Annotated in this window: 21 protein-coding genes and 1 pseudogene; 15 read left to right on the top strand and 7 right to left on the bottom strand. The window is 44.0% G+C overall.

Features of this window, described 5'->3' with window-relative positions; genetic code table 11:
- Positions 1 to 40: 40 nt before the first annotated feature.
- The 4 genes from splA (at position 41) to G9F75_RS10135 (ending at position 4,435) form a co-directional block, all read left to right on the top strand.
- The gene (gene splA / locus G9F75_RS10150; RefSeq protein WP_003154646.1) at positions 41 to 280 is read left to right on the top strand and encodes a splAB operon transcriptional regulator SplA; all 240 of its coding nucleotides are present in this window, start codon (positions 41 to 43) and stop codon (positions 278 to 280) included.
- 84 nt (positions 281 to 364) lie between these two features.
- The gene (splB, locus tag G9F75_RS10145) at positions 365 to 1,393 is read left to right on the top strand and encodes a spore photoproduct lyase (protein ID WP_017417669.1); all 1,029 of its coding nucleotides are present in this window, start codon (positions 365 to 367) and stop codon (positions 1,391 to 1,393) included.
- Positions 1,394 to 1,519: 126 nt separating this feature from the next.
- Positions 1,520 to 3,487, top strand: coding sequence for a methyl-accepting chemotaxis protein (locus tag G9F75_RS10140; RefSeq protein WP_026092249.1), 1,968 nt, complete (start codon positions 1,520 to 1,522; stop codon positions 3,485 to 3,487).
- Positions 3,488 to 3,568: 81 nt separating this feature from the next.
- Positions 3,569 to 4,435 carry an NAD(P)-dependent oxidoreductase gene (locus G9F75_RS10135; protein ID WP_003154640.1) on the top strand — a complete coding sequence of 289 codons (867 nt, stop codon included), beginning with the start codon at positions 3,569 to 3,571 and terminating at the stop codon, positions 4,433 to 4,435.
- Positions 4,436 to 4,470: 35 nt separating this feature from the next.
- On the opposite strand, the gene G9F75_RS10130 is transcribed toward G9F75_RS10135, so the two are convergent.
- Positions 4,471 to 5,247, bottom strand: coding sequence for a CAP domain-containing protein (locus G9F75_RS10130; RefSeq protein WP_167409086.1), 777 nt, complete (start codon positions 5,245 to 5,247; stop codon positions 4,471 to 4,473).
- 340 nt (positions 5,248 to 5,587) lie between these two features.
- Between G9F75_RS10130 and G9F75_RS10125 the strand changes: the two genes are divergently transcribed.
- Both G9F75_RS10125 and G9F75_RS10120 read left to right on the top strand, forming a co-directional pair.
- The gene (locus tag G9F75_RS10125; RefSeq protein WP_167409085.1) at positions 5,588 to 7,720 is read left to right on the top strand and encodes a peptidoglycan D,D-transpeptidase FtsI family protein; all 2,133 of its coding nucleotides are present in this window, start codon (positions 5,588 to 5,590) and stop codon (positions 7,718 to 7,720) included.
- 177 nt (positions 7,721 to 7,897) lie between these two features.
- A complete protein-coding gene (locus G9F75_RS10120; protein WP_167409084.1) occupies positions 7,898 to 9,718 on the top strand; it encodes a PAS domain-containing protein in 1,821 nt (606 codons plus the stop codon).
- On the opposite strand, the pseudogene G9F75_RS10115 reads toward G9F75_RS10120, so the two are convergent.
- Positions 9,699 to 10,912, bottom strand: a pseudogene (locus G9F75_RS10115) (aminotransferase A). The gene G9F75_RS10120 and the pseudogene G9F75_RS10115 sit on opposite strands and share 20 nt — an antisense overlap.
- A gap of 200 nt (positions 10,913 to 11,112) precedes the next feature.
- Positions 11,113 to 11,274 carry a hypothetical protein gene (locus G9F75_RS10110; RefSeq protein WP_167409083.1) on the bottom strand — a complete coding sequence of 54 codons (162 nt, stop codon included), beginning with the start codon at positions 11,272 to 11,274 and terminating at the stop codon, positions 11,113 to 11,115.
- Positions 11,275 to 11,462: 188 nt separating this feature from the next.
- Between G9F75_RS10110 and cheV the strand changes: the two genes are divergently transcribed.
- Positions 11,463 to 12,374, top strand: a complete 912-nt coding sequence (gene cheV / locus G9F75_RS10105) for a chemotaxis protein CheV (protein WP_014417604.1) — start codon at positions 11,463 to 11,465, stop codon at positions 12,372 to 12,374.
- Positions 12,375 to 12,416: 42 nt separating this feature from the next.
- Here the strand turns inward: cheV and G9F75_RS10100 are convergent, their stop codons facing one another.
- From G9F75_RS10100 to G9F75_RS10085, 4 genes are all read right to left on the bottom strand, one after another.
- Positions 12,417 to 12,881: a YkyB family protein gene (locus G9F75_RS10100; protein ID WP_014417605.1), complete on the bottom strand. Its 465-nt coding sequence runs from the start codon at positions 12,879 to 12,881 to the stop codon at positions 12,417 to 12,419.
- A 122-nt stretch (positions 12,882 to 13,003) separates the two neighbouring features.
- Positions 13,004 to 14,296, bottom strand: a complete 1,293-nt coding sequence (locus G9F75_RS10095; protein WP_014417606.1) for an MFS transporter — start codon at positions 14,294 to 14,296, stop codon at positions 13,004 to 13,006.
- Positions 14,297 to 14,371: 75 nt separating this feature from the next.
- Positions 14,372 to 14,866, bottom strand: coding sequence for a L,D-transpeptidase family protein (locus G9F75_RS10090; RefSeq protein ID WP_089072484.1), 495 nt, complete (start codon positions 14,864 to 14,866; stop codon positions 14,372 to 14,374).
- Between the two features lie 74 nt (positions 14,867 to 14,940).
- Positions 14,941 to 15,804 carry a metallophosphoesterase gene (locus G9F75_RS10085; protein WP_021493757.1) on the bottom strand — a complete coding sequence of 288 codons (864 nt, stop codon included), beginning with the start codon at positions 15,802 to 15,804 and terminating at the stop codon, positions 14,941 to 14,943.
- Positions 15,805 to 15,947: 143 nt separating this feature from the next.
- Here G9F75_RS10085 and fadH point away from each other — a divergent pair, with 143 nt between their 5' ends.
- The 8 genes from fadH (at position 15,948) to ccpC (ending at position 21,998) form a co-directional block, all read left to right on the top strand.
- A complete protein-coding gene (gene fadH / locus G9F75_RS10080; protein ID WP_003154618.1) occupies positions 15,948 to 16,712 on the top strand; it encodes a 2,4-dienoyl-CoA reductase in 765 nt (254 codons plus the stop codon).
- A 113-nt stretch (positions 16,713 to 16,825) separates the two neighbouring features.
- Positions 16,826 to 17,383: a hypothetical protein gene (locus G9F75_RS10075; protein WP_121984219.1), complete on the top strand. Its 558-nt coding sequence runs from the start codon at positions 16,826 to 16,828 to the stop codon at positions 17,381 to 17,383.
- Positions 17,384 to 17,515: 132 nt separating this feature from the next.
- Positions 17,516 to 18,736, top strand: a complete 1,221-nt coding sequence (locus G9F75_RS10070; protein WP_014417611.1) for an EAL domain-containing protein — start codon at positions 17,516 to 17,518, stop codon at positions 18,734 to 18,736.
- A 442-nt stretch (positions 18,737 to 19,178) separates the two neighbouring features.
- Positions 19,179 to 19,418, top strand: a complete 240-nt coding sequence (locus G9F75_RS10065; RefSeq protein WP_003154613.1) for a YkuJ family protein — start codon at positions 19,179 to 19,181, stop codon at positions 19,416 to 19,418.
- Positions 19,419 to 19,539: 121 nt separating this feature from the next.
- The gene (locus G9F75_RS10060; protein ID WP_012117439.1) at positions 19,540 to 20,058 is read left to right on the top strand and encodes a ribonuclease H-like YkuK family protein; all 519 of its coding nucleotides are present in this window, start codon (positions 19,540 to 19,542) and stop codon (positions 20,056 to 20,058) included.
- Between the two features lie 140 nt (positions 20,059 to 20,198).
- Positions 20,199 to 20,390 carry an antirepressor AbbA gene (gene abbA, locus G9F75_RS10055; protein ID WP_003154609.1) on the top strand — a complete coding sequence of 64 codons (192 nt, stop codon included), beginning with the start codon at positions 20,199 to 20,201 and terminating at the stop codon, positions 20,388 to 20,390.
- 143 nt (positions 20,391 to 20,533) lie between these two features.
- On the top strand, positions 20,534 to 20,977 hold the full coding sequence (gene cbpB / locus G9F75_RS10050; protein WP_003154608.1) for a cyclic-di-AMP-binding protein CbpB: 444 nt from the start codon (positions 20,534 to 20,536) through the stop codon (positions 20,975 to 20,977).
- Between the two features lie 139 nt (positions 20,978 to 21,116).
- Complete coding sequence (gene ccpC, locus G9F75_RS10045) at positions 21,117 to 21,998, top strand: transcriptional regulator CcpC (protein WP_007611101.1); 882 nt, start codon at positions 21,117 to 21,119, stop codon at positions 21,996 to 21,998.
- The last annotated feature ends 97 nt before the right edge of the window (positions 21,999 to 22,095 follow it).

Here is a 22,095-nt window from a genome sequence, read left to right as displayed (position 1 = left end):
AAAAAGGGGGGAACAATAACTTTCAACAGGAGGGATTATTATGACAAAATCATTTGCAGCGGGGGATACGGTGTATGTGATTTACCGCAATCCGCATGCCGCCAATGTTGCCCATATTAAAGAGGCGGAAATCGTCCATCACCCGTATCATGAGGGAGAACTTTCTCTGTTTTTATACGAAACCTATCATCCGCTGGCCGAAGATGACGCGGTCTTTTCGACATATGAGGAAGCGGAAGCGCTTTACAGCGAGCTTTTTGAAGAAGACCGGTATCATTGATCAAAGGAAATGTTTACAACGCATATTCACTCTCTTTTGGACGGAAAGTAACAACATGAGAATATGTAAAGGGAGTGTCTGTCTATGCTGAAGCCGTTTGTGCCCCAGCTTGTTTATATTGAACCGAGAGCGCTCGAATACCCGTTAGGACAAGAGCTGAAGAATAAGTTTGAAAACATGGGGCTTGAGATCAGAGAAACGACATCGCATAATCAAGTCCGGAATATTCCGGGAAAAAATCACTTGCAGCAATACCGGAACGCGAAATCAACATTGGTAATCGGCGTCCGGAAAACACTGAAATTCGATTCTTCAAAGCCGTCCGCCGAATATGCCATTCCATTTGCGACGGGCTGTATGGGGCATTGTCACTATTGCTACCTGCAGACGACGATGGGGTCAAAGCCTTACATCCGGACATATGTCAATGTGGAAGAGATTCTGGATCAGGCTGATGAGTATATGAAAGAACGGGCGCCGGAATTTACAAGATTTGAAGCCTCTTGTACATCTGATATCGTAGGAATCGATCATCTGACACATACATTAAAAAGAGCCATTGAACATTTCGGACAAAGCGAATTGGGACAGCTCAGATTCGTGACTAAATTTCACCACGTCGATCATTTGCTTGATGCAAAACATAACGGAAAGACTAGGTTCAGATTCAGCATCAATGCGGACTATGTCATTAAAAACTTTGAACCGGGAACTTCTCCGCTCGACAAACGGATAGAAGCCGCCGTCAAAGTCGCTAAAGCGGGCTATCCGCTCGGTTTCATCGTGGCGCCGATTTATATTCACGATGGCTGGGAGGAAGGCTATAAGGAACTGTTTGAGAAACTTGACGCGGCGCTTGATGAAGGCGTTCGGCATGACATCACATTTGAACTGATCCAGCACCGTTTTACAAAACCGGCCAAACGGGTGATTGAGAAGAACTATCCGAAAACAAAGCTTGAGCTTGATGAAGAAAAGCGCAGATACAAATGGGGACGCTACGGAATCGGCAAGTATATATACCAAAAAGACGAAGAGCATGCTTTAAGGGAAACACTGGAGTCTTATATCGAAACCTATTTCCCGAAAGCGAAAATCGAATATTTTACGTAAGGCGGAGCTGTCGGCATGACGGCTCTTTTTTTGCTGCGCCAAATGGCGGAAATTTTTGATATTTATTTCAAGGTTTATTCATTTTCTTGGCCGAAAGACCGATATAACTCTCAGGAGGGGATGGTTATGTTTAAAAAAATGCATATCAAAATTGCTGTGTTTGTCTCGGCAATGCTTATTGTAACGGTTGCTTTTTTAACGGTTTCTTCATATTTGACATTAAAGCCGATGATGACGGAGGAAGCAAAACGTACGACAGAGAATGTCACCAATTCACTCGGTCAGAACATTGAGCTTCAGCTGAAAAATGATGAGACCGTATTAATGAGATTAGCAGGCGGTGAATTGTCCCGGTCTTTTCTATCAGATGGGAAGAAAGAAACCGCGCGGCTTTTTAACGATGAGTTAAAACAGATCGGACAGAATGACAAATATGTCGCGCTTGCGTATGTCGGAACCGCAAACAAACAAATGTTTACATATCCAAAGGCCGATTTTGCCAAAGACTATGATCCGACAAATCGAACGTGGTATAAGATGGCGGCCGAAAAACCCGATAAAGTTGTCTGGACTGACCCTTATAAAGATGCAGTGACGGGAGACATGATTGTGACGGCGTCAAAAGCCATTCAAAACAGCGGAACCATCGTCGGAGTGGCGAGCTTAGATCTGAAGCTGTCCTCCATTCAGAGCATGGTCAACGAGCAAAAGGTTCCATATAAAGGATTTGCGTTTTTGGCGGATGAAAACGGTTCTCTGCTGGCGCATCCGGAAAAACAGGGAAAAAATATTTCGGAAGATCAGACGTTAAAAGACATCACTACGGATAAAGAAGGCATCAAAGAGCTGCAGGGGAACATGGTCGTCTACCAAACGGTAAAAGAAACAGGGTGGAAAGTCGGAACGCAGTTTGAAAAAGATCAGCTGATGGGAGTAGCCGACAAAATGAACACGGTGAGCATTTTTATGTCACTGATCGCCCTTGTGATTACGATCGGACTCAGCTATTTCCTAGCAAAAACGATAACCGGGCCGATTCAGCAGCTGATCGCCAAAACAAATTCAGTCTCAGCCGGAGATTTAACCGTCCGCGCCCAGACGAAATCAAAAGATGAAGTAGGCGAGTTAACAAAAGACTTTAATCAAATGGTTGAAAATATGAAAGAGATGGTCGAACAGGTTAAGGCCTCCTCAGAAAATGTGTCTGATACATCTGACCAGCTAACCGTCATTTCACAAGAAACAAATGAAACGAGCGGACAAATCGCAAAAGCGATAGAGGAAGTCGCCGCCGGAGCGACAGAGCAAGCGTCAGAGGTTGAGACGATCAACGAAAAATCAGAAAATCTCTCAGTCAAAATAAAAGGAATCGCAGATCGCGCAGGCAGCATAAAACAACTCTCAAAATCTTCAGAGGATGCCAGCTACAAAGGACTGGACGCGCTCGGGCAGCTGCTGATGAAGTCAAACGAAGCCAATTCAGAAACGAAAAAAGTAGAGGCAATGCTGAATGACCTGGAAGAACAAACGAAAAACATAGAAGAAGTCGTGACGGCAATATCCGCCATTTCAGACCAGACGAACCTCTTGGCGCTGAATGCGAGCATTGAAGCCGCAAGAGCGGGAGAAAGCGGCCGGGGCTTTGCCGTCGTCGCGGAAGAAGTCCGAAAGCTTGCTGAACAATCAGCTCTTTCTTCCGGCCATATCAGTGAAACGGTCCGGCTGATTCAATCTGAGACAAAAGAAGCGTCACACGCAATGATTGAGGCAAGCAGAATGAATGATGAACAAAACAGCGCCATTCATGAAACGGGTGAGGTTCTCAATCTGATTACGACGGAAATGCAGTCTCTCGTTCAAGGTATAGATCATATTTACAATGACATTCAAAAAATGAGTGAAGAACAAGCCGCGATTCAAGAAGCGATTCAAAGCATCTCCGCCATTTCTCAAGAATCTGCGGCAGCGGCGGAAGAAGTGAATGCTTCTACTGATGAACAGCTCGTTACGCTTGAAAAAGTGAAGCAATCGACTGATATGTTAAAGAGCGCAAGCGAAGATCTGATCAGCGCTATTTCTAAATTCACCTTGTAACGCGGACTCTATCAGCCTATAATATGGTAATATAGACATGAGAGAATGATATTATGAATCGCATCAGGGGAGGAAAGCGCAGTGAACAAAACGGTCGGATTTATCGGTTTGGGCGTCATGGGAAACAGTATGGCATCGCACATTTTAGAAGCGGGCTATCCGGTTTTAGTCTACACGCGGACGAAACAAAAAGCGGAAGAGATTCTGAATAAGGGAGCGGTCTGGCAGGAGACGGTCAAAGACCTTTCAGAGAAAGCAGACATCATTATTACCATGGTCGGCTATCCGAGTGATGTCGAGGAAATCTATCTCGGCGAAAACGGCATTCTCCGGCACGCAAAAGAAGGGGCGTTTGTCATTGATATGACGACATCAAAACCGTCTCTGGCGAAGAAGATAGCGGAGAAAGCCAAAGAAAAATCCATTCACGCCCTGGATGCACCCGTTTCCGGCGGAGACATCGGCGCGAGGAACGGAACGCTTGCCATTATGGCCGGAGGAGAAAAAGAAGCGTTTGAAGCATGCCTGCCGCTTTTCTCCGTTATGGGGGAAAACATTCAGTATCAAGGGCCGGCTGGCAGCGGCCAGCATACGAAAATGTGCAATCAGATCGCGATTGCAGCGGGAATGGTCGGAGTGGCTGAAGCGATGGCTTACGCTGAAAAATCCGGTCTGAACCCGGAACAAGTGCTGAAAAGCATTACAACCGGAGCGGCTGGCAGCTGGTCATTGTCAAATCTCGCCCCCCGTATGCTGAAAGGCGATTTTGCGCCCGGATTCTACGTGAAACACTTTATTAAAGACATGGGCATTGCCCTTGAAGAAGCGGAGCTCATGGGAGAAGAAATGCCCGGATTGGCTCTTGCCAAATCATTGTACGACAAGCTTTCCGCGCAAGGAGAAGAAAACAGCGGAACTCAAAGCATTTATAAGCTTTGGGTGAAATAAAAAAGATTGCCTGCAGGGGCAATCTTTTTTATTATTTATTTTCCGATGAATTGCTGTGTCCAGATGTTTCCTGATTCTACGTAACCGACACCGATTTGAGTGAACTCAGGATTCATGATGTTCTTTCTGTGGCCTTCACTGTTCATCCAAGCTTTAACGACAGCTTCAGGAGTCGGCTGTCCTTTGGCGATATTTTCACCGGCGGTTTTATAAGTGATTCCGAAAGACTTCATCATATCGAAAGGTGAGCCGTAAGTAGGACTTTGGTGATCAAAATAGTTTTTGTCTTTCATATCTTGTGATTTTGCGTGAGCTGATTTGCTTAATTTTTCATCAATCTGCAGAGGTTTTAAGCCTTGCTTTTGTCTCTCTGCATTTGTCAATTCAACGACTTTCTTTTCGTACGCACTGACAGAAGAAGGAGTTTTCTCGCTGCTGTTGTTTGTGTTATCTGTCTGTTTTGCATTGTCAGCCGTCTGGTTTTGATCGGCTTTCGGTTTTTCGGCAGCTGTCGGAGCCGTTTTTGCCGGTGTTTCTTTTTGAACGTCTTTAACTGTCATATCAGAATGCTTTGCGTGTTTTTGCAGCAGATGAGTCAGTTCTTTCTCATTTTTAACGTTCAGCTTTTTCACGCTCGTTTTCATATGTAGTTTTTCAACAGCCTCTTGAAGAGTCAGATGCTGTACAGTGTTTCCTTTTTTCACGGTAACGACGTGCTGGCATGACAGCTCTTTGGCAGATGCCTGCTGAATGCCTCCGAATGTAATCAAACTGACTGCCGCGGCGGCAGATAAGAGAAATGCTTTTTTCATAAGTTTATAGCCTCCCAGAGAAGTTGTTTTTTTCTACATGAAAAATCTTATCACAGCTTTTTTGTCATAATGCAGGCAGCCATTTCCTTTGACAACAAACTCTTGTCATAATTGTAATTGAGCGCAGAAAAACGGCTCTATACCGGGAAAAACGATCTGTATTTATTTTTTAAAATCCGTTACATCTCTTCAAATTATTTGAAGTGTTAGATATATTTTAAGATAATTTGATCTTGACAGTTTTTTTTACCCGTTTTCGCTGTAACAACTTTTACAAAAATGTTACAATTAAAATCTGTTTATGTAAATATATTCAATGATTTGAGAGGTGTAACAGAAAGTGGCTGAAGTCGCGCGCGAACCAAAGAAAAAAACGAAACGTTACAGAGCGCTGAGAATGAATCTCTATTTTTTGATTGTTTTTCTTCTCTTTACGGCACTGATTTTTAAACTCGGCATCGTCCAGATTGTCGAAGGGGATAAACACCGCCAGGATGCGGAGAAGGCAAATGCAAAAACCGCCTATTATCCGACACCGCGGGGAAAGATGTATGACAAGCGGAACAGGGTGGCGGTTGATAACCAGGCTGTGCCTGAAATTGTATATGTATCCACCTCAAAAACCTCGGCAAAGGACAAATTGAAAACGGCAAAAAATCTCGCCGCACTGATTCATATTGATACTGAATTTATGAAGGATCGAAATATCATTGATTACTGGCTTGCCGCACATCCGAAGAAGGCGGAAAAGCTTATGAAGGATTCAGAAAACAGCCTGAAATCCCAAGAAGTGTACAAACGCCAGATTGAACGCGTCCCGAAGCAGGAGATTGATGCGATCAAAAAAGATAAAAAAGAGCTGGAAATCGCGGCGATTTATACGCGTTTTTCAAGCGGCAACGCTTATCAGCCGCAAGTCGTCAAATCAATGGACCCGAATAAGCTGAACGGAAACGGAAACAGCGGTTCACTGCTTGACGAGCATGAAAACAACAAGCAAAAACCGAAAAGCGACCTGACATATGAAGAAGTTTCCGTCGTATCTGAGCACCTGAAAGAGCTCCCCGGCATTGACGTAATCAATGACTGGACGCGGAAATATCCGTACGACAAAACACTGTACTCTCTGTTCGGCGGTGTGACGACACCGGAACAGGGATTGTTGGGCGAACGGAAAGATTACTATGTCACAAGAGGCTATTCACTGAATGACCGAGTGGGAAAAAGCTACATCGAATATCAGTATGAAGACTATTTAAACGCGCATAAAGAAAAAGTAGAGTATGTGGAAAACAGCAAAGGTGAGGTCGTCAGCCAAAAGCCCGTCGATGAAGGCAGCAGAGGCTACGATCTGCAGCTCTCGCTCGATATGGAACTACAGTCGAAAGTCGAAAAAGTCATTGAAAAAGAGCTGAGAAGAAGCCGAGCCGCAGGCAACTATATGGTTGACAGAGGATTTGCCGTCATGATGGACCCGAACAACGGGGACATTCTCTCAATGGCGGGGAAACGAATCGATCTCGAAACAAATAAAACACAGGATTTTGCGATCGGAGCATTTACGACCCAATATGAGATGGGCTCTTCTGTTAAAGGAGCGACTGTTCTTGCAGGTTACCAAAGCGGCCTCCCGCATTATAAAACGTTTGTCGATGCACCGCTTAAGTTTAAAGACGGCACGGAAAAGCAATCGTGGACACAAATGGGGACCATTACTGAGCTTACCGCGCTGCAAAGAAGTTCAAACATATATATGTTTCATGTGGCCATGCATATCGCGGGCATTACTTACGTTCCGCACGGCACGCTGCCGGCCGGATTAGACGATATTAAGAAAATGCGCAACTATTACGCCCAATTTGGCTTGGGTGTGAAGACCGGGATTGATCTTCCGCAGGAATCAGCGGGCATGCAGTCAAATCCGCAAATGGTCGGGGGATTGCTGCTGGACTTTGCGATCGGACAATTTGATACATATACGCCGCTTCAAATGGCTCAATATATTTCAGCCATCGCAAACGGCGGGTATCGCGTCCAGCCGCGGATCGTCACAAGCATTCATGAACCGGACAGCAAAAACAAGATTGGAAAAGCGATTGAACAGCGAGATATTAAAATTTTGAACAAAGTAAATAACAGCCCGAGCGATTTTGACCAAGTTCATAAAGGAATGAAGTTGGTCACAAGCTCACCTCAAGGAACGGCTTATTCAACATTCCAAGGTTCCGGCGCTGATGTTTCCGGAAAAACGGGAACCGCGCAGACGCACTATTACGGCACGAACAAAAACTGGTGGGGGCAAGAGACGTATAACCTGACCTTTGTCGGCTATTATCCGTCAGAACATCCACGAGTGGCATTCAGCGTCGTCGTTCCGTCTGTTCGAGATGATAAAGATCATATCAGTAAAAACATTGCCAAAGGAGCAGTTGATGCTTACAAAGAGCTTGAAAAGAAATACAATAAAAAATAACAAATGAAAGGGCGGCCGAACATCTCGTGCGCCCTTTCTTTCATTCAGGAAAATTGACGTTCACAATAAGAATAGAAGGAGAATGCTCATTTTTTAGCGAATCAATCTAGTGGAATTTCTTTTTATACCAGTCCGTGTCCAGCCTGCAGTGCGAGTATAATGCAAAGGAGGGATTCTGTGGAACAGGATACTCAGCATGTCAAACAGTTTCAATCGAAAACCGATCTTCATGCCGTTTTGACGTCTAACGGGCGTATTATGTATATTTCTGCAAACTGCAAATCGTACTTCAGTTATTCTCAGGAAGAGATGATCGGGTCATTTCTCAAAACGTTCCTGCATGAAGAAGATCAATTTTTGGTTGAAAGTTACTTCTATAATGAGCATCATTTGATGCCTTGCACCTTTCGTCTTATTAAAAAAGATCATACCATCGTATGGCTTGAAGCGGGTGTGGAAATTGTCACACCGCAAATGGAGGGGACGGATCGGGAAATCATCCTCAAAATCAAGGTGCTTGAGGAGAAGATGCCCCGCCGGCCTTATATGTATGAACAAAAGAAGCAAAAGGCAGAACAACAGTCGGAAGATGCGGCTGGAAACGGCGAATTCGAGCGTCTTGTCGAAATGCTGCCGAATCCTTTATATGTCAGCATCAACGGCACAATCGCCTACGCCAACAACGCGATGCTTGCCATGCTGGGAGCTGAAAGCAAAGACGAGGTAATCGGCAGGCGCTCTTATGAGTTTATTGAAGAAGAGTATCACGACATTGTGAAAAACCGAATTGTGCGGATGCAAAAAGGAATGGAAGTCGGAATGATCGAACAGACGTGGAGAAGGCTCGACGGCACGCCCGTTCATTTAGAAGTAAAGGCGGCACCGACGACATATAAAAATCAGCGGGCGGAATTGCTGCTTCTGATTGATATTTCTTCACGGAAAAAATTCCAAACGATTCTGCAAAAAAGCAGAGAGCGTTATCAGCTCCTCATTCAGAATTCAATTGACACGATCGCTGTGATTCACAATGATAAATGGGTATTCATGAATGAGTCGGGCATTTCGCTGTTTGAGGCTGAAACATATGAAGATTTAATTGGGAAAAACGTCTATGATCAGCTTCATCCCTGTGATCATGACGGCGTGAAACAGCGGATCCAAAATATTATCAACCGAAAGACCGAGTCAGAAATTATTAAGCAATCGTGGTTTACCTTTAAAAACCGGCTGATCTACACGGAAATGGTCTGCATTCCGACGACGTTTTTCGGAGAAACGGCCGTGCAGGTCATTCTGCGTGATATTTCTGAGCGGAAGCAGACGGAGGAATTAATGCTGAAGTCGGAGAAGCTGTCAATCGCAGGGCAGCTGGCGGCGGGAATCGCTCACGAAATCCGCAATCCGCTGACGGCGATCAAAGGATTTTTACAGCTCATGAAGCCGACGATGGGGGAAAACGAACATTACTTTGAAATTGTGTTTTCTGAACTGAGCAGAATCGAATTAATTTTAAGTGAGCTTTTAATGCTTGCCAAACCTCAGCAAAACGCCGTGAAAGAGCGTGTCAACTTAAAGAAAATTATAAGTGAAGTGACCGCTCTTTTAGAGACGCAGGCGAATCTTAAAGGGATTTTTATCAAAACGGATTATGAACATGACAGCATGTATATTAACGGTGATCAAAATCAGCTGAAACAGGTGTTTATCAATCTGATTAAAAATGCCGTTGAGTCGATGCCGGATGGGGGAACGGTTCACATCATCATGACAGAAGATGAGTATTCCGTTAATGTGACGGTGAAAGACGAGGGTGACGGGATACCGGAAAACGTGCTGAAACGAATAGGCGAACCGTTTTTGACAACGAAAGAAAAAGGAACCGGCCTGGGGCTTATGGTCACATTCAACCTTATTAAAAACCATCAGGGAGCCATCCAAGTAGACAGCAAACCGGATAGAGGCACGGCCTTTCATATTACATTCCCGAAACAATAAAAAACAACGGCGTTATGCCGTTGTTTAAATAGTCTGCATGGATTCTCTCGTTTTTAAAATAAATGCTTCCAGCCGGTCCAAGCCTTCTCTCAATGTATCCAGTGAATATGCGAATGACAGCCTCACATACCCTTCACCCAACTTTGAAAACGAGCTGCCGGGCACAAGAGCCACACCTGCATCCTCTAAAAGAGCCATACTAAAATCAAACGATGACATTCCGAATGACTTAATGGAAGGGAAGATATAAAATGCGCCTGACGGCTTTACGACGTCAAGCCCCATTGAAACAAGACGGTCATATACATAGTCAAGCCGCTTTTTATACTGTTCTCTCATAATAAGCGCATCATCAACACCGTTTGTCACCGCTTCAAGAGCCGCTTTCTGAGAGATTGAAGACGCGCATGTCACACTGTATTGGTGAACTTTTAAGATGTGCTTGGCAATTTCTTTCGGTGCGAAAATGAAACCGATTCTCCAGCCCGTCATGCTGTGTGATTTTGACAGGCCGTTGATGACGATCGTCTGGTCTCTCAAATAAGACGCGATCGAATAATGCGGTCTGTCATAGGTTAATTCGCTGTAAATTTCATCAGACAGGACAAAAACATTTCTGCCCTTCAGGACGGCTGCGATGTTTTGCAGCTCTTCCTCAGACAATGTCACTCCGGTCGGATTTGACGGATAAGGAAGAATGACGCATTTTGTTTTTGGTGTCAGCGATTCTTCAATGAGCCGCGCCGTCAGCTTAAATCCGTGTGTCGTCGTATCCACATGGACCGGAACGGCGCCCGACATGCGGATGATCGGTTCGTAGCCCGGATATATCGGTCCGGGGAGAATAACTTCATCGCCTGGAGATAAAATCGTCCGCAAAGACGCGTCAATCGCTTGGCTTGCCCCGGTTGTGACGATGATTTCAGTTTCAGCTTCATAATTCAAATCAGCTTTTTTCTTCATATAAAGCTGTACGGCCTGTCTCAGCTCAAGGCCGCCCGCATTCGGAGTATATGCCGTGGCGTTCTCGTCGATTGCCTTTTTGGCAGCCGCTTTGACATGGTGCGGCGTGAAGAAATCCGGCTGGCCGATCGTAAGCGAAATGACATTGTCGTGCTGAGCTACAAGATTTGAGAATTTGCGAATTCCTGAAATTTCAATTTCTTTTACATTCGGATTAAGCAAATGTTCCATAATTCATCACCTTATACTATATATTGAGTTTATCCTATTTTACCACTAGCTGAGCATTTGTCATCTTTTTATTGAACTATCCCGAGTATATGTCCGATATGTGAAAACATACCTTCTTTCAGAAAAAAATAAGACAACCAGCTGAAATGATTGTCTTCATTGTATCATGATCTATCTATTGTGATATGTGGCGAATGTCATTAATACCCGTATTCAAAGCTGACGTCTTCCCGCCATAAGATGTATGGAGCGGACTTGTCGGGACGCTCTTTCGCCTCTTTTTTCATTTGCAGGTAAGCCGTTTTGCTGATATCTTCTAACACCGTCATTTGATCTTGGTCGAATATGACTACTGTACCCATTTATTACACCCTTCTTCCTGAAAAATCCTTGACTATTTTACCACTCGATGTCAAAAAGTCAATGGGATATCAGAAAAAAGCATTTTTTTATAAAGAGTTCATGGCCAGTTGGACCGAATACATTCACTTTTTCCGTTTCCAGCCGATATATACAGTACAATACTGAATGCGGATAGCGAGGGATTGAATTGTCTTTACAACAATACGATATTTTATTGGATTCAGGCACAAACGAATTAGAAATCGTCAAATTTGAAGTAGGCGTCAATACATTTGGCATAAATGTGATGAAAGTCCGGGAAATCATTCAGCCGGTAGATGTCACATCTGTGCCTCAGTCTCATAAAGACGTAGAAGGGATGATTAAGCTGAGAGGCGAAATTCTTCCCGTCATCAGTCTGTATTCCTTTTTCGGCGTTGATGCCGAAGGAGCAAAAGACGATAAATATATCGTAACGGAATTCAACAAACGGAAAATCGTCTTTCACGTCGGTTCCGTTTCACAAATCCACAGGGTGTCCTGGGAGGCGATTGAAAAGCCGACTTCCCTGAACCAGGGCATGGAGCGGCATTTAACGGGAATCATCAAACTGGAAGACACGATGATCTTTCTGCCTGATTATGAAAAGATCATTTACGATATTGAATCGGCATCCGGAGTTGAGACTTACCATGTCCATCAGGAAGGATTTGATGAAAGACGGGCGGGTAAAAAACTGATCATCGTTGAAGATTCGCCGCTTCTGATGCGTCTTTTGACGGATGAGCTGACTGAGGCGGGGTACAGTGAAATCGTTACGTTTGAAAACGGAAAAGAAGCGTATGATTACGTCGTGGAACTGACGGATAACGGAGAAAACCTGTCAGACCATATTGACATGATTATCAGTGACATTGAGATGCCGAAAATGGACGGGCATCGTTTGACGAAGCTCCTTAAGGATAACCCGCAAAGCTCTGATGTGCCGATTATGATTTTCTCGTCCCTGATTACGGACGACCTGCGCCACCGGGGCGAAGTAGTCGGAGCGGATGAACAGATCAGCAAGCCTGAAATCAGCGAGCTCATTAAAAAAGTGGATACGTACGTGATTGAATAGAAAAAAGCCGATGCATGACGCATCGGCTTTTTTGCGGCGGAATTAAAAATAACTCTCACCAAGTTTTTTAAATACGGGTTTATGATAAGCGGGCTGCTGCCTGTTGGCGGCAAGCGGTTTTTCCTTTAAGCCCACATATTTTTGCAATACGTTTTTCGCTTTTGTCAAAGACATTTGTGCTTTAGGATTGCGGTACGATTGATTTAACGTACCTAAATGCGGAAGATGCCGGAAGTCTTCTTTTGTTGGAGGCATGTGAAAATAGTAGTCTCCGATAGAGATAAGTACGTCTGACTGCTGTTGGCTAAACCTGGGATTATTTGAAAAGTGAAGCCCTATTTTTTTCCCTTTGCCTTCTTTCACAAGCTTTTGTAATGCCCGTTTTTTCAGCAGATAAAGGTATTTAGGGTTGGGGGCGGTTTTTGCATGGCGGTTCACAGTATAAACAGCTTTTGAAAGATTCTCGATGGTTGGCTGCAGCTCTTTCGAATAAGCGTGGTCGTCCATTATTTCTCTCCTTTGCATTGATCAAGTTCATATATAGATTATACTTTTTTAGCGTTGAAATGCAAATATTGATTATAAAAATACGCCTTTTTCTGATGAAAAGGGCGCATCTTTTTCCTTTATTAGACAGGATTCGCATGTTTTTCGGAATCAGCCTTTAATGATTGCTGCACATCGACCTCTGCTGCCTCGGCGCTGTATTTCGGAAGAGCGATAAAATAGAACACAAATACCGCTAAAATCACGATTCCCATGCCGTAATAAAGGTAATCAATATTGGAAACGAATTTCGGAAATAACAGGGCAACCAGTCCGAGTGTAATCGATTGGGCAAACATCATAAAAGGATCCTGCCAGCCGCTGACCCGGCCCATTATTTTCGGATGAACAATTTTCGGCATCCAGCCGCCGATGGCGATATTGACAGGGCCGATGCACATGCCGAGGACGAAAGCCGCCGCATAATAAATCCACAGCTTATCCGTATAGCCGAGGACAAAAATGAGCAGTCCGGCTGCCAAAATAGGAATCGACATCAAATGATGCGGTTTGACTTTTTTCGCGATCATCGTTCCGATCACACTTCCTGCAAGCAGGCCGAAGCCGAGTGCGACGGTGAAGATGGAAGTATGTGATTCGTAATGATCAGGCGCAAGTCCGTACTTCATCGTAAACATCGGCAGTACGGCAAAGCCGCCGTTGACAAAACCAAAGATAAAAAAGCCGAAAATAAGGGAAGCAAGCAATTTGTTTTTAACAATATATACGATCCCTTCCTTAAAATCAGCGACCGAGTCTTTCAGAAACGAATCTCCCCATTTAAAAGGGCCGTTCGGCTGACGGGCTTCTTTCGGAATGCGGCAGGCGCGGATCAGAAAGCCTGATACAATAAAGCTGACAAAATCAAGGATAATGGCTCCGTGAATACCGATCGTTTTATACATAAACGCGCCTATACCGACGCCGAATACCATGAAGATGCTGAACAGGATCTGGTTAAGTCCCGCCGCTTTCGCGTAATGCTCCTTAGGCAGAATAGCTTGTACAAGGCTGGCTTCCGCCGGGAAAAAGAACTTGGTCACGGCGCTTCTGATGAACAAAATACAGAACACGAGAGGGATGCTCCCGGTGTATAATGCGGCAAACAATACGATCGTCAGTCCGGCTCTGATCCAGTCACAATTCTCTGCGACCTTTTTCCTGTCAAGCCGGTCAGCTGCGACACCGACAATCAGAAATACGAAAACTGTCGGCAGTGAATACATCAGCTCAGCCAAAGTCGTGTATGCCGGCTGATTTGAAAAATGGTCCAGCAAGTAAAAAGCGAAAGCCATATTACCTACAGTCGTTCCCATTTGAGAAGCGAGTGCTGCGAAAAAGAGACGGACAAAATTGCGATTTTTAAATATATCCATAAACACGCTCCTTACCCTAAAGGTCCCACTTTAATATATTATCATCAGCTCGTTCCATTAACAAATAAGATCTTTCTATCTTATAATAGTCACCCTTGTTCCATTAGGAACGGCAGCGGCAAGTTTAGTGACGTCCTGATTATACATTCGGATGCATCCTTTTGATACCGCTTTGCCGATGGAGGAAGGATTATTTGTTCCGTGAATGCCGTAATGAATTTTAGAGAGGCTGAGCCAATAAGCGCCGAACGGGCCTCCGGGCTTAGGCTGGCGGTTCACGATGTAAAATTCTCCGGTCGGCGTGGTCGTCAATATTTTTCCGACTGCGATGGGGTACGTACGGATGAGCCTGCCAAGGCGGTATAACTCCAGTTTCTTCGCTCCGATATACACGATGATGGAGTAGGGAATGGTGGATGGGTCAGGAAGATTCGGTATGATAATGTGCTGTCCCGCGTATATGACCGATTGGATTGAGGGATTTGCCTGAAGGAGAGCAGCAGCGCTTATTCTGAAGTCTTGCGCAATGCTGGAGATGGTTTCTCCTTGTTTCACTTGATATGTCAGCAGTTTCATCACCCTCCTTTTTGCTCTTTTCCATATACATATTACGGAGGGGGTGTCTGTGTATCAGGATAAAAGTCTTATTTTTGCTCGGTTTTCAATGTGAACAGCGTGATTTCCGGTCTGGCTAAAAATCGATACGGCAGTCTTGTCGTACCGAGCCCGCGATTGACGTAAACGGCTGTGTCATGAAGCGTATACATGCCGTCGGTATACGTTTTTCCGTAAGGAGGCGTAATGAGAGGGCCGAAAAACGGGAGCTGGACCTGGCCGCCGTGGGTGTGTCCCGACAGCTGGAGGTTTACGGGATATCCGCCTATCTCGAGAGCGGCATCAGGCTCGTGGACGATTAAAATGGAAAACGCATCTTCGGAAAGGCGGGACAGGGTGCCTTCATAATCGGGTTTTCCGAGCATTACATCATCCAAAAACGCGAGTTCAATCCGGCTTCCGTCTGTCAGCTGCACCTGACGATAGCCGTTTCGAAACACTTGAAAATCAGCAGCTTCCATCAGAGCCTTGTACGTGTTCGTACCGTAGCCTCCGTGGTCATGGTTTCCGTAAACACAAAGTTTGCCGAAGGGAGCTTCAAGATTTTGCAGCACGGCGAGTGCATGCTGGTGATCATTAAATAAATGCGGCTTATCAATTAAATCTCCCGTAAAGATGAGCAGATCGGGTTTCAGCTGATTGATCTTTTCCGCTGCTTTATTCAAGTCACCGGATGTAAACACATCACTGAGATGCGTATCGCTGAATTGAACGATTTTAAAATTGTCAAAGCCGCGGGGGATCAGGCGGTTGGTGATTGTATGCCGGGTGATTTCAATCATGCGCGGTTCAATATACCGGGCATAGCCGTAGCCTCCGCAAGCCGTTGCAAGAGCTGCACCCAAAACACCGAATCCTCTTTTTAAAAATGTTCTTCTGGTCATTTTCTCCATATGTAAAACCAACCTTTGTCAGAGTTGTTCTATTATATCATCAGCTTGGCTGAAAAATCCCTTCTCAGCATGTAATGACGCGGAAAGACATCTGTGATAAAATTATGAATGATTATTCATTCAATAAAAGGGGTGGGTTTGTTATGGATAAGAAAGCGGTAATCATTACAGGCGGTTCAAGCGGCATGGGAAAAGCAATGGCGAAAAAACAGGCTGAATTAGGATGGCACGTCATGGTGACAGGGAGGAACCATGAAGCACTTGAGGAAACAAAAAAAGAAATTGAGACCTTTGAGGGGCAGGTCGCCTGTTTTCAAATGGATGTCCGTTCTGATTCCGCCGCTTCAGACATGATTACAGAAGCGAAAAAAGTCTTTGGCCGGCTCGATGCGCTGATTAACAATGCGGCCGGCAACTTTATTTGCCCGGCAGAGAAGCTGACGCCCAATGGATGGAAAGCTGTTATTGAGATTGTTTTAAACGGCACATTTTTCTGCAGCCAAGCCGCGGCAAGGCATTGGATCGAGCAGGAGCAGAAGGGCGTCATCTTAAATATGGCCGCTACATACGCATGGGGAGCGGGAGCGGGTGTCGTTCATTCCGCTGCAGCCAAAGCGGGGGTATTGTCACTGACAAGAACGCTGGCCGTTGAATGGGGGAGCAAATACGGCATCCGCACAAACGCGATAGCCCCCGGCCCGATTGAACGGACAGGCGGTGCGGAGAAGCTGTTTGAATCGGAAAAAGCGGTGTCCCGCACTATGAACAGTGTGCCGCTCGGCCGGCTGGGCACACCGGAAGAAATCGCCGCGTTGGCAGCGTTTTTGCTATCTGATGAAGCGTCCTATATAAACGGGGATTGTATCACAATGGACGGGGGGCAATGGCTGAATCCTTATCCGTTTTAATTTTTCATATATCGATTATTTTGCAAAACAAGCGAACGTTAAAGCCGCCGTTCGCTTGTTTTATTTTCTATTCGAAATTATGATATAATTTTGAAAGATTAAGGGGCGGTTAATTGAAGAAATTATTAAAATGGTTCGTTGTACTATTTGTAAGCAGTTTAGCTATCATCTTTAATATTTGGTACTTTATTATTTGTGCTTTTACTCCGGAGTATTATCAAAATACCAATCTTACATCTGATGAAATAATCAGATTTGAAAAGCTATATCACATAGATTTTCCTGATGAAACGAAATGTATTAAAGCCAGGGAGTATTTGAGTGGGCTCGGAGGCGATACATCGGCTGTATTATATGTGTCTCTGCCAACCAAGCTGGCGGAAACAATTTTATCTGATTATACGTATATGCCAATAAATCATACTGATCATGCCGGTTCAATGTATGGAGTTGACGTTTCCGAGAGTGTTGGCGGGTTAACAACTCTTACATTTGGCACTTTAGATAAAAAAGGAACTTTCTTTCAGTTGAAACATGATGATGATTGGATATTTAACAGCACTGATTGGAGCCATTATTTTTGGACAGCTGCCGGTTATAATGCTCTTATATTTATCCTTTTATTTGTGATTGTGAAACAAATGAATAACGTCCTTAATGAACCGGTCTGAAGAGTGATCTTAAAAATATCCCCCTTTTATTTTAAGCTGCTGCCATACTGCCTCCTTTTCCCCTAATCTAAACATTTGTGGTGCTGATATAATTGTGTATAATCAGACAAAGATAGAGAAGCAGGTGATAACATGTTGGACCCACTTGATATACTGACGAATATTGATGATGTCATTCCGTATTACCAAGCGATTTTTAACGCTGAAGAACAAAGAGTCGTAGGCTATGAGGTGCTTGGGCGTATTTTGGCAGATGCGGAGATTGAGAGCCTCGGGTCGTTTTTCTTAGATTCCGGCATTCCGGAAGAATATAAGCTTGAGGTCGATGACAGAGTCATCAGGCAGGCGCTGGAGCGGTTTAAAGAAGCTGACCGTGATCTGTTGATTTTTATCAATCAGGATGCGAATGTATTGATGCTTGACCACGGCGAAAGCTTTCTTGAGCTTTTGAAAGAATACGAAGAGCAGGGCATTGAATTGAACCGTATTGTGCTTGAGATCACCGAGCACAATTTCGAAGGCGACATTGAACAGCTGTACCATATGCTTGCCTATTATCGTACATACGGCATTAAAATCGCGGTGGACAATATAGGTAAGGAGAGCAGCAACCTGGACAGAATCGCGCTCCTTTCACCGGACCTTCTGAAAATAGATTTGCAGGCGCTGAAGGTATCTCAGCCGTCACCATCATATGAGCATGTGCTGTACAGCATTTCATTGCTGGCGAGAAAAATCGGCGCCGCGCTGCTGTATGAAGATATAGAAGCTGATTTCCAGCTCCAGTACGCATGGAGAAACGGAGGCCGATTTTTTCAAGGCTATTATCTGCAGGCGCCGAGCGGCGATTTTATAGACCGGAGCCTGTTAAAAGCACGCTTGAAAACGGAGTTTCAGCAATTTATTACGAGAGAAAAAAAGAAGCTGGAAACGGTATATGAACACTCTGAGAATTTTTATAAGCGGGTCAATCAGGCAGTTTCCGAGCTGAAGAAAACCCATCAGGCGGACGATGAGTTTATTAAAAAACTGGCGGAAAACCTGACCGACTGCTGCTTCAGAATTTATATGTGTGATGAAGAAGGCTATCAGCTGACGGGAAATGTGTTCAAGCAGTCCGGCGAATGGCTTTATCAGCCTGAATATATGGAGAAAAACTGGAGCTGGCGTCCGTACTTTTTAGAAAACATCATGAAGATGCGGAATTCAAGAAAAGGTTTTTTCAGTGACCTGTACAGTGATATTGAGACGGGTGAGATGATCAGAACCTTTTCATACCCGATGGATGACAATATGTATTTATTTATCGATCTGCCTTACTCTTATTTATATGAACAGGACGGGTTACTTTAAAGCGGCTGCTGTATGCCGCTTTTTTTATAAGTGTGAAAAAGTTTTAAAAAACGATTGACAATGATACTGATAATCATTATCATTTAGTTATAGAGAGAAGTTACTCTCTGTTCCCCAACCCCTCTATCAGATCAAGATCCGAAAAAACTTGGCGCTACCCCCGCCAAGTTTTTTTATGCCGTCTGCGCATAAAAAGGCTTCTTCTCACATACATCTGACAATGGCGGCTCAAAAAGCGAAAAATTTTTTTTGAAAGGTGTATGACATTCCGAAAAAAGCTTCAAACTATTCGAAAACACGGTTTTCCCGTTTATTTCTTTTTGAAAATCCAGCGGGAAAATGCCATCCCGGTCTACTTTATGGTATGATGCTCTGTAGAACTTGTATTATAATAAATACTTGTTGATTTGAAGTTGTTTTTTGAAAGGAGTCTTTTTTTAGAATGTCACAATTAATGGGTATCATCACACGGCTGCAAAGTCTGCAAGAAACAGCGGAAGCGGCGAACGAGCCGATGCAGCGTTATTTTGAAGTTAACGGCGAAAAAATTTGCAGTGTTAAATATTTCGAAAAAAATCAAACGTTTGAACTGACGGTTTTCCAAAAAGGTGAAAAACCTAACACATATCCGTTTGATAACATTGACATGATTTCTATTGAAATTTTTGAGCTCCTTCAGTAATTTGATTTGATTTTTCAGCTGACCAAGCTTCCGGTCTTCCGCAAGCGGAGCTTTATTAAATGATGCAAAGGAACGTGCTTGTTCGTTTGGTTGTAGACTCTGGAAAGAGGAGTGTCCGTACATGGCTGATTCTTTTCTGTTTTATAATCTTTCTGAGGCACAGATGACCTTTCAAGACGTGACGGAGCGGCTGAAACGCTTTGTCAATAAAGACCCCCGTTCAGCATACGTGCTGTCTGTAGGGACTGATTCACAAGTTTACCGCGACTTCACAAAGTTTATTACGGCTATACACTTGCACCGTACAGGCAAGGGAGCTTGGGGCTGTTTGAAAAATCACGATCTTGCAAGACCGATACATAGCCTTCGCGAAAAAATTTCGCTGGAAACCGCGTTCAGCCAGGAGATGGCTGCGCATATCCTCGACGGCCGTCTTATGGAAATGACAGATTTGCTCTTGCCTTTTGCGGATGAAGGGGCGGATCTTTCATTTGAAGTGCATCTGGATATCGGTCAAAAAGGGCTGACAAAAGAATTGATACAAGAAATGACCGGCCGCATTACCTCGATGGGCATTGAAGCGAAAATCAAGCCCGATTCCTGCACAGCATTCAGTTATGCCAATCGTTACACAAAATAATATTTCATACAGAATCCGCAAAATGTCGAATTATGCGGTTGACGATTTTTTTCTGTTTACTTATTCTAGCGGTAGAGCTGAAAGCAAATTTCACCTTGCTTTCAGAGGTATTCAGTTAAAAATAGGGGGCCTGATTACGTATGAGTCTTATCAGTGAACGATTTACGGAAGAAGAACAGAAACTTCTGCTGAATATCCTGATCAATCAAGAATATGCCATTGAGCTTTTGACCAGCGAAATCAACGATATAGAAGCAGGGTCAAAAAGCGTTGATGGAACCACTTATAAAAAACTCGTAACGCTCTATGACCGTTTTCGGAATGAAAATTAATCAGCGGCCTATAAATTGATACTCGATTGCAAAGAGTATCTTTTTTATTGACGGAAACTTTTCGACAAAAAATGATAATGTTTATATTATTGCAATATAGGGAATACATGCTTTGATGAAAAATGTAAAGGGGTCGAAGTGACATGATTAGCTTACAATCAGATCAGCTTCTTGATGCAACAGTCGGACAATTTATGATCGAGGCGGATAAAGTGGCGCACGTTCAAGTCGGTAACAACCTTGAGCATGCTCTTTTAGTGCTGACCAAAACCGGCTATACCGCCATTCCCGTCCTCGACGCTTCGTACCGTCTGCACGGTTTGATCGGGACAAATATGATTATGAACAGCATTTTCGGACTTGAACGGATCGAGTTTGAGAAACTGGATCAAATTACGGTTGAGGAAGTCATGCTGAAAGACATTCCCCGTCTCCACATCAATGATCCGATTATCAAAGGGTTCAGCATGGTCATTAACAACGGCTTTGTCTGCGTTGAAAATGATGAAGGCGTCTTTGAAGGCATTTTCACGAGAAGAGTCGTGTTAAAACAGTTGAGCAGCCATATCAGATCATTGAATAAGTAGGCTCGCACGATCAGCCTATTTGTTCTTTTGCATGCCGGAAAAAGAAAACGCATACATATGAGTGGCGCTTGCCTCGGCAGCCTTTATTTTATTAGAATGGTAGATAAGAAATACGAAAGGCATTGAAAAGGAGGACGACATGCAGCTTCAAGAGCTTCATATGCTCGTAGTTTTGGCTGAGGAATTAAACATGAGGAAGGCTGCCGAACGGTTATTCGTGTCACAGCCGGCTCTGTCCCAGCGATTGCAGACCATTGAAAAAGCCTGGGGAACAAAGATCTTTCTAAGATCTCAAAAAGGACTTACGGTAACGCCGGCAGGAGAAAAAATCATACAATTTGCAAATGACGTCACGGATCGGCAAGAAAGAATCAGAGAAAACATTGATGAACTTGAGGGTGAGATTCACGGCACATTAAAGCTTGCCGTCGCCTCCATTATCGGGCAGCACTGGCTTCCGAAAGTGTTAAAAACATATGTGGAACGATATCCGAATGCAAAGGTCTCTCTCATTACAGGGTGGAGCAGCGAAATGCTGAAAAGTCTGTATGAAGATCAGGTACATATCGGCATTATCCGGGGAAATCCGGAATGGAAAGGCCGGAAAGATTATTTAATGACCGATCATTTATATTTGGTTGATACGGAAATTTCCTGTATTGATGATATTGCCCATACCGATCGGCCGTTTATCCAATTCAAAAGTGACAGTACATATTTTCAGGAAATTCAGCATTGGTGGCATCAAAAATTCAAAACCTCGCCGAAACAGACCATCCTCGTCGATCAGATTGAAACGTGCAAGCAGATGGCGCTGCACGGAATCGGTTATGCCATTCTGCCGTCAGTCACTTTAGAAGAGGAAGACAAAGTAAATAAAATGCCCCTGCTTGATACAAAAGATCATCCGATCGGCCGTGACACATGGCTGCTCGGTTATGAGCCGGCATTTGAATTAAAACAGGTGCAGGCTTTTGTTTCTGTCATTAAAGATATGCTGAAGCAGGAACGCCCATTTTAGAAAGACAGCAATCATGCTGTCTTTTTTTTATTTTTTATTGACAATGAAAATCATTATCATTTAAAGTGTTATATATGTTAATGAAAATCATTATCAA

Origin of the sequence: Bacillus sp. EKM208B (genome assembly GCF_011800725.1) — a bacterium.
GTDB classification, from domain to species: domain Bacteria; phylum Bacillota; class Bacilli; order Bacillales; family Bacillaceae; genus Bacillus; species Bacillus velezensis.
This window is presented reverse-complemented; position numbering and strand designations above follow the sequence as displayed.

Bases quoted from the DNA above. Each gene is read 5' to 3' on its own strand.
- splA (WP_003154646.1), top strand. From the start codon at position 41: ATGACAAAATCATTTGCAGCGGGGGATACGGTGTATGTGATTTACCGC.
- splB (WP_017417669.1), top strand. From the start codon at position 365: ATGCTGAAGCCGTTTGTGCCCCAGCTTGTTTATATTGAACCGAGAGCG.
- G9F75_RS10140 (WP_026092249.1), top strand. From the start codon at position 1,520: ATGTTTAAAAAAATGCATATCAAAATTGCTGTGTTTGTCTCGGCAATG.
- G9F75_RS10130 (WP_167409086.1), bottom strand. From the start codon at position 5,247: ATGAAAAAAGCATTTCTCTTATCTGCCGCCGCGGCAGTCAGTTTGATT.
- G9F75_RS10110 (WP_167409083.1), bottom strand. From the start codon at position 11,274: ATGGGTACAGTAGTCATATTCGACCAAGATCAAATGACGGTGTTAGAA.
- G9F75_RS10100 (WP_014417605.1), bottom strand. From the start codon at position 12,881: ATGGACGACCACGCTTATTCGAAAGAGCTGCAGCCAACCATCGAGAAT.
- G9F75_RS10095 (WP_014417606.1), bottom strand. From the start codon at position 14,296: ATGGATATATTTAAAAATCGCAATTTTGTCCGTCTCTTTTTCGCAGCA.
- G9F75_RS10085 (WP_021493757.1), bottom strand. From the start codon at position 15,804: ATGGAGAAAATGACCAGAAGAACATTTTTAAAAAGAGGATTCGGTGTT.
- fadH (WP_003154618.1), top strand. From the start codon at position 15,948: ATGGATAAGAAAGCGGTAATCATTACAGGCGGTTCAAGCGGCATGGGA.
- G9F75_RS10070 (WP_014417611.1), top strand. From the start codon at position 17,516: ATGTTGGACCCACTTGATATACTGACGAATATTGATGATGTCATTCCG.
- G9F75_RS10065 (WP_003154613.1), top strand. From the start codon at position 19,179: ATGTCACAATTAATGGGTATCATCACACGGCTGCAAAGTCTGCAAGAA.
- G9F75_RS10060 (WP_012117439.1), top strand. From the start codon at position 19,540: ATGGCTGATTCTTTTCTGTTTTATAATCTTTCTGAGGCACAGATGACC.
- abbA (WP_003154609.1), top strand. From the start codon at position 20,199: ATGAGTCTTATCAGTGAACGATTTACGGAAGAAGAACAGAAACTTCTG.
- cbpB (WP_003154608.1), top strand. From the start codon at position 20,534: ATGATTAGCTTACAATCAGATCAGCTTCTTGATGCAACAGTCGGACAA.
- ccpC (WP_007611101.1), top strand. From the start codon at position 21,117: ATGCAGCTTCAAGAGCTTCATATGCTCGTAGTTTTGGCTGAGGAATTA.